Genomic DNA, 12,883 nt, shown 5'->3' with positions numbered 1-12,883 from the left:
GTTGCTCGGTGCCCTTATGCAGCGAGCTTGGAATCGATCAAGCCCATTTCGCTTGAGGACATCAGGCGGTCGATGTCGACCAGGATCAGCATGCGTTCGTCGATCGTGCCCAGGCCGATCAGGTAGTCGGCGCTGAAGGTCGTGCCCAGGTCCGGAGCCGGCTTGACCTGCTCGGGCGTGAGCGTGGTGACGTCCGAGACGCTGTCGACCACCATGCCCATCACGCGGCCGGCGATGTTCAGGATGATGACCACCGTGAACTGGTCGTAGGTCGGCGTGCCGAGCTTGAACTTGATGCGCATGTCCACCACCGGGATGATGATGCCGCGCAGGTTGATCACGCCCTTGATGAATTCGGGCGCGTTGGCGATGCGGGTGACCGCTTCGTAGCCGCGGATTTCCTGCACTTTCAGGATGTCAATGCCGTATTCCTCGAGGCCGAGCGTGAAGGCAAGGTATTCGCTGCCGGCGCCGTCGGTGGCATTCGAAATGGTTTGGCTCATGGACATGGACATGGTGTTTTCCTGGTTAGTAACTTAGTTCAACGTAGTTTCAATTGCATTTCAGGCGATGGCGTCGCCGGCCAGCTGGCGCGACGAGCGCACCAGCGCCGCCACGTCGAGAATCAGCGAGACGCCGCCGTCGCCCAGGATCGTCGCCCCGGAAATGCCGGCCACCTTGCGGTAGTTCGCCTCCAGGTTCTTCACGACCACATGCTGCTGGCCCACCAGGTCGTCGATCAGCAAGGCGGCGCGCCGGCCCTCGGATTCGAGGATGACGACAATGCCCTCGGCCGGATCGGTCACGCGGGCGTCGATGCCGAACACGCCATGCAGTGCGATCAGCGGCAGGTATTCGCCGCGTACCTTCAGCACTTGCCCGCGCCCGGCGATGTCGCGCAGGTCTTCGCGGCGCGGCTGCAGCGACTCGACGACATAGCCTAATGGAAGGATATAGATTTCCGTACCGCAACGTATCGTCATTCCATCCAAAATGGCCAGTGTCAGCGGTAAAGAGATGGAAATCGTGGTGCCGAAACCACGGGCGGAGCGGATGTCGACCGAGCCGCCCATGGAAGTGATATTACGTTTGACAACATCCATACCGACGCCGCGGCCCGAGACATCGGTCACCACGTCGGCCGTGGAAAAGCCTGGCGCGAAGATCAGTTGCCAGACTTCGGCGTCGGGCATGTTGTCGCTGACTGGAATACCGTTCTGCGCCGCCTTGGCGAGGATGCGCTCGCGGTTCAGGCCGGCGCCGTCGTCGGCCACTTCGATGACGATGTTGCCGCCCTGGTGGCCGGCCGACAGGAACAGGCGCCCGGCGTCGGACTTGCCGGCGGCGCGCCGGATTTCCGGCAGTTCGATGCCGTGGTCGATGCTGTTCCTCACCAGGTGGGTCAGCGGGTCGACGATGCGCTCGATCAGGCCCTTGTCCAGTTCGGTCGCGGCGCCGTGCGTGATGAAGTCGACCTTCTTGCCGAGTTTGCCGGCCAGGTCGCGCACCATGCGCGGGAAGCGCGAGAACACGAAGTCCATCGGCATCATGCGGATCGACATCACCGCTTCCTGCAGCTCGCGGGTGTTGCGCGTGAGCTGGGAGACCGAGGACAGCAGGCGCTCGTGCAGCATCGGGTCAAGCCCGCTCGAACGCTGCTCGATCATCGCCTGGGTGATCACCAGTTCGCCGATCAGGTTGATGAGCTGGTCGACCTTTTCCACCGAGACGCGGATCGAGGACGACTCGGCGCCCTTCTCGTCGCGCCTGGCCGCCTTCTTTTCGACGATGTCGACACTCTCGACGAATTTGTCGGCCACGCTGGCCTGCGCCTGCGCCGGCGCGGCATCGACGCCGGCCAGCGCGCGGATCTGCTCGATCGGCTGGAAGAAGCCGTAGCCGCGTTCGTCGTCGGACACTTCCGCGGGCGGCGCCGCTTGCTCGTCGGCCAGGTCGAAGAAGCCGTAGCCCTGCTCGTCCTCGATGCGCGCGCGCTCAAGCGCTTCCAGCGCCCGCTGTTCCGGCGTCAGGGGCGGCGCCTCGAAAATCTTGAGGTCGTTCGGGTCGAGCACGAAGGAGCAGATGGCGACGACGTCGTCCAGGCTCTCGTGGGTCGTGATCACCAGCGCGCTGCGCCCGCCGCCGAGCGGCGTGACCGATACCCGGCCCATCAGGCCGAGTTCGTCCACGAGCGCATTCACGTCGCGCTGCTCGACCACGGGCAGCTCGATCCGGTAGCGGCGCGCGCCTTCGCCGGCCACGGCCTGGGCCTTGGGCTCGGCGTGCAGGAAGGATGGCGCCACCATCGTCGCGGCCGGCACCAGGCCTTCCGACAGGTCGTGCAGCATCATGCGCACATTGGCGACGCTGTCCTGGTCGACGGGGGCGCCGTTGCGGTGGCCGTCGAGCTGCATCTTGAGCGTGTCCTTGGCGGCCAGGAAAGCGTCCACGTGCTGCGCCGTGAGCGCCATTTCGCCCTTGCGGATACGGTCCAGCAGGGACTCGAGCACGTGCGTCACTTCGCTCATGTCGGTGATGCCGAAGGTCGAGGCGCCGCCCTTGACCGAGTGGGCGGTGCGGAAGATGGCGTTCAGGTCTTCGGCATCGGGCGCGGCGACGTCGACGGCCAGCAGCAGCCGCTCCATTTCGGCGAGCAGCTCTTCGGCTTCGTCGAAAAAGACCTGGTAAAACTGGCTGATGTCGATCGTCATGGTGAAACCCTGCAAAAAACCTGGTGCATTCGATGCTGCGGCATGCGATCAGCCGATGACTTTTTTGACGACCTCGATCAGGCGCTGGGGGTCGAAGGGCTTGACCAGCCAGCCATTCGCACCGGCCGCGCGACCCTTCGATTTCATTTCGTCGGAGGACTCGGTGGTCAGCATCAGGATCGGCACTTTCTGGTACTCGGGCAGGCCGCGCAGGTGCTTGATCAGGGTCAGGCCGTCCATGCGCGGCATGTTCTGGTCGGTCAGCACCAGGTCGACCACCTGGTTTCTAGCCTTGTCCAGGCCGTCCTGGCCGTCGACCGCTTCAAGAACCTGGTAACCGGCCGCTTTCAGGCTGAACGCCACCATCTGGCGCAGCGAGCTCGAATCGTCGACCGCGAGAATTGTTTTAGCCATGTTGTGCTCCTGCTCTTTTCGTAGTGTGGGTTGCGCGCGATTTGTCAAACACTGCTGGAACGCTCTTAGAACAGTTCAATATCGCCGCTTTCGAGATGCTGCTGTTCGACCGACTTGCGCAGGACGCTGCGCAGTTCGAGGGACTGGATCGCCAGCGCCATGCTGACCTTGCCGAGGCGCTCGACGATTTCGTCGCTGCCCGTCTCGGGCCGGATGTCCGCGCCGTGTTCGTCGAGCGTGCCGAGGAATTCGCGCAGGCCCGTCACGCGCTTCAGGGTACGGTCGATGAGCTGGCTCGTCATGTCCTGGAACTGCATGCTGGTGATCGCCGAATTGACGTGGGTGCCGATTTCGCCCGACATCGCGGCCAGCTGCGCCGAATCCTCGGCGCTCGGCGTGCCGCCGGCCAGCAGGCGGTCGATCGCTTCCTGGCGCGCGCCCACCGCCTGGTGGATCGCCATGAAGCTCGTGGTCAGCTTGTCGACCGCTTCCTCGAGCAGCAGCTCGGTCTGGCGCAGGTCGGTCTCGACCTCGCTCAGGTGGCGCCGGCCGTGCGTGGACACGCCCGACAGCAGGCGCTTCACGTGCGAGCCTAAAATCTTTTTTCTTGCCATCATGTTCCTCGATTCCTGTCGCGCGCTTTATTTCGTCGCCGGTGGCAGCGCTGCGGCTACCGCCCGCGCGGCCGCCTTGCCGTCCGCGCCAGGCACGTCGAGCGTGGCCGCGTCGCGCATCACCGCGTCTTCGGTGCGCTTGTTCATCACGATGATGCTGATGCGGCGGTTAATCGGGTTGAACGGGTCGGCCCGGTCGAGCGGCGCCGCCGCCGCCAGGCCCACCACGCGCAGGATCTTCTCGTCGGCCAGGCCGCCCACGACCAGCGCGCGCCGCGAGGCGTTGGCGCGGTCGGCCGAGAGCTCCCAGTTACTGTAACCGGCGTCGCTGAAATACGGCGTGGAATCGGTGTGGCCGGACAGGCCGATCCGGTTCGGCACGTCGTTCAGCACGAAGCCGAGCACGTTCAGGATTTCGCCCGTGTAGGGCTGCAGCGTCGCCTTGGCCAGCGCGAACATCGGGCGGTTCTGCTCGTCCACGATCTGGATGCGCAGGCCTTCGCTGGTGATGTCGAGCAGCAGCTGGTTCTGGTATTTCTTGAGCAGGGGATTCGCTTCAATGACCGACTCGATCTTTGCTTTCAGCGTTTTCAGGCGCTCGCCCTCGGCCTTTTCGAGCGCGGCCTTGGCGGCGTTCAGGTCGTAGGTCTTCTTGTTGGTCTCGGTATCGCCCTTGTTGACCTGGCCGTTGCGGCGCGTCAGGTCGGTGCCGCCGCCCTTGATGACCGAGGAGCTGTCGCCGGAGCCGGAGCCGCCTTCCATCGCCACCTTCAGCGGGTTCTTGAAGTGTTCCGCAATGCCGTCGAGGTCGCCCTTGGAGGTCGAGCCCAGCAGCCACATGAGCAGGAAGAAGGCCATCATCGCCGTCACGAAGTCGGCGTAGGCGATCTTCCAGGCGCCGCCATGGTGCCCGCCAGCGGTCTTCTTGATCCGCTTGACGATAATCGGGCGCATTCCTTCATCGGCCATCAGATGCTCCCCTTACTTGCTCTTCGACTTCTTGATGTGCTCTTCAAGCTCGGCAAACGTCGGGCGCTCGGTCGAATACAGTACCTTGCGGCCGAATTCGATGGCCAGCGCCGGTGCGTAGCCGTTCAGGCTGGCCAGCAGCGTGACTTTCACGCACTGGAACATCTTCGAGGATTCGTCCAGCTTCTGCTCGGCCAGGCTCGACAGCGGCGCCACGAAACCGTAGGCCAGCAAGATGCCGAGGAAGGTGCCGACCAGGGCTTTCGCGATCAGGATACCCAGTTCGGCCGGCGGAATGCCCACCGATTCCATCGTGTGCACCACGCCCATGACGGCGGCGACGATGCCGAAGGCCGGCAAACCGTCGCCGAGTTTGGCAATCACGTGGGCCGGCACCGCGCCTTCGTGGTGGTGGGTATCGATTTCGTTGTCCATCAGGTTCTCGATCTGGAACGCGTCCATGTTCCCCGAGACCATCAGGCGCAGGTAGTCGGCGATGAATTCGATGATGTGATGGTCGGCCAGCACCAGCGGGTATTTCGAGAACAGGGGGCTCGCTTCCGGCGCTTCGATGTCGCCTTCGATCGACATCAGGCCTTCCTTGCGCACTTTCGAGAGTATGTCGAACAGCAGCGACATCAGCTCCATGTACATCTCGCGCGTGTACGGCGAACCCTTGAACAGGCCCGGCAGCGCCTTCATGGTCGCCTTGATCGACTTGTTATTGTTACCGACAAAGAAAGCGCCGACCGCCGCGCCGCCGATCATCAACAGCTCGATCGGCTGGAACAGGATGGCCGCGTGGCCGCCGGCGAGGATGAAGCCGCCGAACACCGAGGCGCACACGATGACGTAACCAATAATGACTAACAAATAGTGCTCCAGAAGACGGCCGATGGTGACCGGTACATGGCCTGGGCATGGGCCAGGGAAGTCGCGTTTTCGAGAAAAGTTGTCTCAGAAAAAATATTTACTTGCGGAACTACTGCATCTGAAACAATAGCTTGAGAATAGCCTACGGGCAAGTAAAAAGGCCGCTTGTGTCTCTTAAAAGTGCCATATGTAAAGAGTCCGGCCCGTATCGTGATGACAGAGCGATAAGGTCGGGGGATGACCCTCGACGCCGAACTCGTAACTCATCAACATGCTGCCGGGGCGCATCTCGCGCTGCGCCTTTCGCCACAGCGCGCTCATGGCGGCCGGCGACAGGTAGGCAAAGACCACGTCGAAGCTGCCGAAATCGAGGCTGTCGTAGTCGCCGCGGATGAAACGGGCACGGCTGCCGCCGGCACGCGCGCGCAGCCAGCTTGCCAGCCACGGCAGGGGCGCGAGCTCGATCCCGGTGACCTCGGCGTCGGGCCGGCGCCGCGCCAGGTCGAGCACCAGCCCGCCGAGGCCGCTGCCGATATCGATCACGCGGATCGGCCTGCCCTGCGGCAGCTGCTCCGCCACGGTCGCCCAGGCCGACTTGCCGGACGGGTAATACGGCACCTGGGTGCGGAAGGTCGACCAGTACAGCAGCAGCATGAAGAGAAAGATGCCGAGGAACAGGCCGGGGGGCAGCGCGAGCGTGGCGGCGCCGAACAGCGCCAGTGGAAACAGGCCGCCGATCGCGATCCACCACGGGGCAAGTCGCCAGCGCCAGGTCAGCAAGGCGGCGAACGCGCCCTGCAGCAGCGCAGCGGCGAGATAGGAAGGCTGGGCGCCGGCGCGTGCCAGCAGGTAGACGCTGGCCAGGGTCAGCGGAAACGCTGCCGCCTGGCACAGCAAGGCGCGCAGCGAGGGCAAACCGGCCATCGTCAGGAATCGGGGTTCAACAATCGGGCGCGGGCGCGTGGCCCTGGCTGCCGCCCTGGCGGGCTTCGGCTTCGGCTTCGACCCGGGCGGCTTCGGCATTGGCCGCATCCTTGGCCTTGCGCGTCTTGCCGGCGCGTGAAGGCATGTGGCACAGCCCGCACAGGTAATCGCCGTTCAGGTCGAAGGCGTTGACGACGAACTTGCCCTTGCATTTGTTGCAAGACGCCAGCGCCAGCATGTTGCTTTGGAAGAAACGCACCAGGGTCCAGGCGCGGGTCAGCGAGAGCAGCGGCTCTTCGCCAGGCTCGGCCGGCATTTGTTCGAGGTAGAGTTTGTAGGCTTTCATCACGGCCTGGACACCGGTAGCGCCGGCATGTTCGATCAGGAAGTCGTGGATGTTGATGAACAGCGAGGAATGGATGTTCGGCTGCCAGGTCAGGAACCAGTCGGTCGAGAACGGCAACATCCCTTTTGGGGGCGACATGCCCTTCAGTTCCTTGTACAGCTTGATCAGGCGCTCGCGCGACAGCGAGACTTCGCTCTCGAGGAGCTGCAGGCGCGCTCCCAGGTTGATCAGTTCAATCGCAAGCTGGATTTCCTGCGCTTCAGATACGACGCTTTTTTTGCTCATTACCGCTCCGCTTCAGTCCGATCATCCTACACCACCGGACTCCCGCCCAGCGATCTTTTAGGCAATTTCTTCGGCTGGCTGACCGGCCATCAGGATGGCGGCGTGCGACTGGGCCAGGGCGCGGTCCTTGGTGTGACTGGTGAGCATCGACAGGATGGCGGTGTCGTCGAAGCGGAAGCGGGCCAGCATCATGTTGCCGCCGGCGAGCTTCAGGATCTGGGCATTGCTCATGCCTTCGATCAGGTCGGCGATGTCGGTCGAGATACCGAGGCGGAAAATGGCGGTGACTTTGTCGCTGCGGATCATTTGCTGGGCCAGCATCAGGTAGCTCAGGTTGGCATCGCGGATTTCAGCCATCATGTCGTTTGCAGTCATTTTCCATTCTCCGTCTATCGTTATCTCTGGCACCGTGTGTGTTGCCAGTGAGATAGATTCTGACTGTATGGAAACTTTTCCGGAATCGGACGAACGCTGTATTTGGCGTCCGCCAAAGACGAAATCCGCCATAGGAGTTTGTCTGACAAACCCTGGCGGATGGAGGAGGCGCTCCTATGAAACGGAGGCAAATTCGATGATGCAAGCTGGGTCGTTTTTCCTGCCCGGACTTTTCCGGCGACCTGCCCATGTGTTGGTTTACGTCAACCAAACGAAGAACTTTAGGGCTGTTCCGAACTATTTTTCAGACTTGTTTCCTGCCGCTCTGAACCTTTAACGGCAGCGTTGGCAAGAACTTGAGGGTTTTTCGAAAATATTTTTGAATATTTTTTCATCGCCCTCTACTGCACCGCCTGTACTTCTTTAACGGCCGCTGCCGCCGGAACTTTAGGCTTGTTGGCAAAATAATTTTCTTGCTACACTCCCGCCCGAACGGCTTCCCCGCCCACGATCCTCGAAGGGACTATGAACGACACCTCAGTTACCCGCATTCTCAGTGGCCTCAGCTCGCGCGCCGACTGCCTCGCGCGCGATGCGCAAGACCCGCTGGCGCCCCTGCGCGAACGCTTCGACTTGCCGGACGGCGTCATCTACCTGGACGGCAATTCGCTTGGCGCGCGTCCGCGCGCGGCGCTGGCCCGGGCCCACGAGGTGGTCGCCTTCGAATGGGGCCAGGACCTGATCCGCAGCTGGAACACGGCCGGCTGGTTCGACATGCCGAAACGCCTGGGGGACCGGCTGGCGCCCCTGATCGGCGCCGGCGCCGGCGAAGTCGTCGTCACCGACACCACCTCGCTGAACCTGTTCAAGGCCCTGGCCGCCGCGCTGCGGATGCAGGCCGAGGGTGCGCAGGCGGCGCGGCGGGTCATCGTCACCGAGCGCAGCAACTTCCCGACCGATATCTATATGGCCGAAGGCCTGGCCAGCTGGCTCGAGCGCGGCTACCGCGTGCGCCTGGTCGATTCAAGCGAGGAATTGGCGAGCGCGATCGACGCCGATTGCGCCGTCGTCATGCTCACCCACGTCAATTACCGCACCGGCTACCAGCACGACATGACGGAGCTGACCCGCCAAGCGCAGGCCGCGGGCGCCCTGGTCGTCTGGGACCTGGCCCACTCGGCCGGCGCGGTGCCGCTCGACCTGCGCGCGGCGAACGCCGACTTCGCCGTCGGCTGCACCTATAAATACCTGAACGCCGGTCCCGGCGCCCCGGCCTTCATCTGGGTGCCCGAGCGCCACCAGGCCGGTTTCCGGCACCCGCTCACCGGCTGGTGGAGCCACGCCACGCCGTTTGCGATGGCGCCCGGGTTTGCGCCCGTCGACGGCATCGGCCGCGCACTGTGCGGCACCCAGCCGGTGCTGTCGCTGGCGCTGGTGGAATGCGGCCTGGAAGTGTTCGAGGAAACCGACATGGCGGCGATCCGCGCCAAGTCGCTGGCGCTGACCGACCTCTTCATCGACCTGGTCGAATCCGTCTGCGCCGGCCACCCGCTCGGCCTGGTGACCCCGCGCGAACACGCGCGCCGCGGCAGCCAGGTCAGCTTCACCCACCCGCACGGCTACGCCGTGATGGCGGCCCTGATCGCGCGCGGCGTGATCGGCGACTACCGCGAGCCGCAGATCATGCGCTTCGGCTTCACGCCCCTGTACACGCGTTTCGTCGACGTCTGGGATGCGGTCGCGATCCTGCACGACATCCTCGAGCGCGAAGATTACGATGTCGCCGCAGAGCGCGGTGCCGTGACATGAACGACGACCAGGACAAGGCCGCCGACTGGCACGGCGCGAAAATGGATTTCAAGGAGTCGATGAGCTATGGCGACTACCTGGGCCTCGGCCAGATCCTGTCGGCCCAGCATCCGCTCTCGCCCAACCACAACGAGATGCTGTTCATCATCCAGCACCAGACCAGCGAACTCTGGGTCAAGCTGATGCTGCACGAGCTGGCGGCGGTGCGGGTCCACCTGCGCGCGGGCGAACTCGATCCGGCCTTCAAGATGCTGGCGCGCGTGGCCCGCATCATGGACCAGCTGGTGCATGCCTGGGACGTGCTGGCGACGATGACGCCTTCGGAATACACGGCGATCCGGCCCTACCTGGGCGCTTCGTCCGGCTTCCAGTCGCACCAGTACCGCGAACTCGAATTCATCCTCGGGAACAAGAACGGCGCGCTCCTCGGCGTGCACGAGAAGAACCCGGCGGCGCATGCCATCCTGGAACGCGAGCTGCATACCGCCTCGGTCTACGACGAAGCGATTCACCTGCTGGCGCGGAGCAGCTTCGGCATCTCGCAGGAACGCCTGGCGCGCGACCCGACCCTGCCGACCGAACACGACGAATCGGTGAAAGCGGCCTGGCTCGCGGTCTACCAGGCGCCGGACAAGCACTGGGCGCTCTACGAACTGGCCGAGAAACTGGTCGACCTGGAGACGGCTTTCCGCTTCTGGCGCTTCCGTCATGTGACCACCGTCGAGCGCATCATCGGCTTCAAGACCGGCACCGGCGGTACCGCGGGCGTGAGCTACCTGCGCAAGATGCTCGACGTGGTGTTGTTTCCGGAACTGTTCGCGCTGCGCACCGCCCTGTGAGCACGCGTAGAATGGCCTGACACATAATGCGGAGCTGCCATGGATGACCCGATGAAGGATGTGCTGATCTTGCCCGGCCTGTGGAATTCCGGCCCGGGGCACTGGCAATCGCTGTGGCATGCCCGTCATCCGCAATGGCGTCGCCTCGAACACCGCGACTGGAACAATCCCGGCCGCGACGAATGGGTCGCCGAAATGGATGCCGCCGTCGCCAGCTGCGACGGCGCGCCGGTACTGGTGGCGCACAGCCTGGGCTGCATCCTGGCCGCGCACTGGGCCGCTTCAAGCTCGCCCCTGCGCGCGGCCGGCGCCTTTCTCGTCGCCCCGAGCGACGTCGAAGCGCCGTCGTATCCGATCGACGCGAATGGCTTTGCCCCGATCCCGCTGTCTCCCCTTCCCTTCCCCAGCATCGTTCTCGCCAGTACCGACGACCCTTTCGTCACGCGCGAGCGTGCGCAGGCCCTTGCCGCGGCCTGGGGCAGCCGCTATGTCGAAATCGGCGCCGCCGACCATGTCAATACCGACGCCGGCTATGGAGACTGGCCCGAAGGCGAGCAGATGCTGCGGGAATTCTGCGCACAGTTGCACACATAGCGTTTCTTTCAGTAAGCTGCTGCCAGTGAGTTGTTGTTTTTTTGGCATGTTGCGGTACTGCATGCGCTATGATTGCAGCTGCATAACCAGGCACTCCTATGGCACACCCGGTTCCACCCCTCTCCCGACCCCTGTCGCTTTACCTCGACTGCTGCCGCCTGCTCGCGGCACTGCTGGTCGTGGCCAGCCATTTCATCTACTACGGAGCGATCGACGCCAGGCATGCTTCGCTGCTGCTCAATCTCGGCCGTGAATCGGTGGTGATCTTCTTCGTGCTGTCCGGCTTCGTGATCGCCTACACGACCGAGCGCAAGGACGGCGGGCTGGGCGCCTATTGCGTGGCGCGCTGCACCCGCATCTATTCGGTGGCGCTGCCGGTCCTGCTGCTGGCCTTTTTTGCCACCGTGGTGATGGCCGCAAGCGGCGTGATACCCCGGGACCACTTCTACCAGCTTGCCAAGCCCTGGCTCTACCTGCCACTGCACCTGCTGTTCATGGGCGAACTGTGGACCATTTCCGAGCCGCCGCCGCTGCTGGGGCCCTACTGGTCGCTCGGCTACGAGGTCTGGTATTACGTGCTGTTCGGCGCGCTGTTCTACCTGCGCGGGCGACGCCGCATCCTGGTCGCCGCTTCGCTGTTGCTGCTCATGGGCCCGAAACTGTGGTTGCTGCTGCCGGTATGGGGCAGCGGCGTACTGGTGTACCGCTGGCAGAAAACACTGGTCATCAAGCGCCCGCTGGCGCTGGCCGGCTGGTGCGCCACGCTGGCGCTGCTGGTCCTGTTCAAGGTATCGGGCACGGACTTCGCGCTGCGTTCGCTGGCCAATGCCACCTGGCCCTTCCCCGGCCTGCCCCTGAAAAGCGCCGACCGCTACCTGGCCGACTACCTGGTCTGCATGCTCGTCGTCGTCAACTTCCTGTGCGCGAAGAGCGCGGTGTTTTCCAGCCTGCTGCGCATCGAGCGTCCAGTGCGCGCCCTCGCCTCCTACACCTTCACGCTCTACCTAGCGCATGCGCTGGTGATGCAGTTGTGGATGACCTATTACCCGCATGCGCGCGACAGCGTCGTGGACGTGGCGGCGCTGGCGCTGACGATCGTCGCCTGCACCTGGCTGGCGGGCCAGCTAACCGAACAGCGAAAGTGGTGGTTCGAGGCCTGCTTCCTGCGCCTGGCGGCGCGGCTGCCGTTCGGCGGGCGCCTGCCCTTGCGATAAACGAGGATAAAAAACGGGGACGAAAAAAAACCGGGCCAGCATGAACTGACCCCCTAAAGTTGGACGGTTAAGTTTGCTAGGCGGCCAAGGGCTGGGTTCTGTATTGCACAGGACTCAGCCCTTTTAGTTTCATCTTGATGCGGTCGTGATTGTAGTAGTGGATGTACTTCCTGAGGCCGGTTTGCAGTTCGTCGAAACTGCTGAATTTGTTCAGGTAAAAGAACTCTGACTTGAGGACGGCAAAGAAGCTCTCCATCGCTGCATTGTCCAGGCAGTTGCCTTTGCGAGACATGCTTTGCTGGACATTCTTTTCTCGCAGAGCCCGCTGAAATGCTGGCATTCGGTATTGCCACCCCTGATCCGAATGCAGCATCGGCCGTTCGCCGGCCTTGAGCTTTGCTAGTGCCTTGTTGAGCATGGCACCAACAAGTTCGAACGCTGGACGCCTGGCAGTCTCGAACGCGACGATTTCACCGTTGTACAAATCCATGACTGGAGACAGGTACAACTTCTCCCCGGCGACATTGAACTCAGTGACGTCTGTCACCCACTTCTGATTGGCCTGCGTTGCTTCAAATTTCCGCTTCAGGACGTGCGGGGCAGCACACCCCACTTCGCCCTTGTACGAGCGGTATTTCTTGGGTCGAACGAGAGATTTAAGGCCCAGCTGTCCCATCAAGCTTTGCACCGTCTTGTGGTTGATTTTCTGGCCCAGTTGCCGGAGCGTTTCGGTGATGCGTCGATAGCCGTATCGCCCCTGATGGCGCGCGAAGATCGCACCGATCTGCTTCTTCACACTCTGATGCTTATCCTCGACCTGCGCCACTTTTTGCTGGTAGTAGAAGGTGCTGCGCGCCAGGCCAGCGAGCTTAAGCAGGCCGGGCAAGGGATAATGCTGCCTTAGTTCGATGACTAT

14 protein-coding genes are annotated in these 12,883 nt (G+C 63.2%); 4 read left to right on the top strand and 10 right to left on the bottom strand.

The window, feature by feature from the left end:
- Positions 1-14 precede the first annotated feature (14 nt).
- The 9 genes from AC56KZ_RS10670 to flhD all read right to left on the bottom strand — a co-directional run bounded on the left by AC56KZ_RS10670 (position 15) and on the right by flhD (position 7,511).
- Entirely contained in the window at positions 15-515 is a 501-nt protein-coding gene (locus AC56KZ_RS10670) for a chemotaxis protein CheW (protein WP_497162152.1), read from the bottom strand.
- A gap of 48 nt (positions 516-563) precedes the next feature.
- Positions 564-2,711, bottom strand: a complete 2,148-nt coding sequence (cheA, locus tag AC56KZ_RS10665; protein ID WP_497162151.1) for a chemotaxis protein CheA — start codon at positions 2,709-2,711, stop codon at positions 564-566.
- A 48-nt stretch (positions 2,712-2,759) separates the two neighbouring features.
- Positions 2,760-3,125 carry a response regulator gene (locus tag AC56KZ_RS10660; RefSeq protein ID WP_497162150.1) on the bottom strand — a complete coding sequence of 122 codons (366 nt, stop codon included), beginning with the start codon at positions 3,123-3,125 and terminating at the stop codon, positions 2,760-2,762.
- 65 nt (positions 3,126-3,190) lie between these two features.
- The gene (locus AC56KZ_RS10655; protein ID WP_497162493.1) at positions 3,191-3,739 is read right to left on the bottom strand and encodes a chemotaxis protein; all 549 of its coding nucleotides are present in this window, start codon (positions 3,737-3,739) and stop codon (positions 3,191-3,193) included.
- Positions 3,740-3,766: 27 nt separating this feature from the next.
- Positions 3,767-4,708, bottom strand: a complete 942-nt coding sequence (gene motB / locus AC56KZ_RS10650; RefSeq protein ID WP_497162149.1) for a flagellar motor protein MotB — start codon at positions 4,706-4,708, stop codon at positions 3,767-3,769.
- A gap of 12 nt (positions 4,709-4,720) precedes the next feature.
- Complete coding sequence (motA, locus tag AC56KZ_RS10645; RefSeq protein ID WP_497162148.1) at positions 4,721-5,581, bottom strand: flagellar motor stator protein MotA; 861 nt, start codon at positions 5,579-5,581, stop codon at positions 4,721-4,723.
- A 174-nt stretch (positions 5,582-5,755) separates the two neighbouring features.
- Positions 5,756-6,604, bottom strand: a complete 849-nt coding sequence (locus tag AC56KZ_RS10640; RefSeq protein WP_497162147.1) for a class I SAM-dependent methyltransferase — start codon at positions 6,602-6,604, stop codon at positions 5,756-5,758.
- Positions 6,522-7,136, bottom strand: a complete 615-nt coding sequence (gene flhC, locus AC56KZ_RS10635) for a flagellar transcriptional regulator FlhC (protein WP_497162146.1) — start codon at positions 7,134-7,136, stop codon at positions 6,522-6,524. The genes AC56KZ_RS10640 and flhC overlap by 83 nt, the downstream gene beginning before the upstream one ends.
- 57 nt (positions 7,137-7,193) lie before the next feature.
- Positions 7,194-7,511, bottom strand: a complete 318-nt coding sequence (flhD, locus tag AC56KZ_RS10630) for a flagellar transcriptional regulator FlhD (protein ID WP_497162145.1) — start codon at positions 7,509-7,511, stop codon at positions 7,194-7,196.
- Positions 7,512-8,036: 525 nt separating this feature from the next.
- Here flhD and kynU point away from each other — a divergent pair.
- The 4 genes from kynU (at position 8,037) to AC56KZ_RS10610 (ending at position 11,967) form a co-directional block, all read left to right on the top strand.
- Positions 8,037-9,320 carry a kynureninase gene (gene kynU / locus AC56KZ_RS10625; RefSeq protein ID WP_497162144.1) on the top strand — a complete coding sequence of 428 codons (1,284 nt, stop codon included), beginning with the start codon at positions 8,037-8,039 and terminating at the stop codon, positions 9,318-9,320.
- Positions 9,317-10,159 carry a tryptophan 2,3-dioxygenase gene (gene kynA / locus AC56KZ_RS10620; protein ID WP_497162143.1) on the top strand — a complete coding sequence of 281 codons (843 nt, stop codon included), beginning with the start codon at positions 9,317-9,319 and terminating at the stop codon, positions 10,157-10,159. The genes kynU and kynA overlap by 4 nt, the downstream gene beginning before the upstream one ends.
- 39 nt (positions 10,160-10,198) lie before the next feature.
- Entirely contained in the window at positions 10,199-10,753 is a 555-nt protein-coding gene (locus AC56KZ_RS10615) for an RBBP9/YdeN family alpha/beta hydrolase (RefSeq protein WP_497162142.1), read from the top strand.
- A gap of 98 nt (positions 10,754-10,851) precedes the next feature.
- The gene (locus tag AC56KZ_RS10610) at positions 10,852-11,967 is read left to right on the top strand and encodes an acyltransferase family protein (RefSeq protein WP_497162141.1); all 1,116 of its coding nucleotides are present in this window, start codon (positions 10,852-10,854) and stop codon (positions 11,965-11,967) included.
- Positions 11,968-12,043: 76 nt separating this feature from the next.
- Here AC56KZ_RS10610 and AC56KZ_RS10605 read toward each other — a convergent pair.
- A partial coding sequence (locus tag AC56KZ_RS10605; RefSeq protein WP_497162140.1) for an IS3 family transposase occupies positions 12,044-12,883 on the bottom strand: 840 nt, incomplete at its 5' end.

This window comes from Telluria sp. LT2P34 (assembly GCF_059685915.1).
The sequence above is the reverse complement of the archived record's forward strand: the minus strand, read 5'-3'. Positions and strand labels throughout refer to the sequence as shown.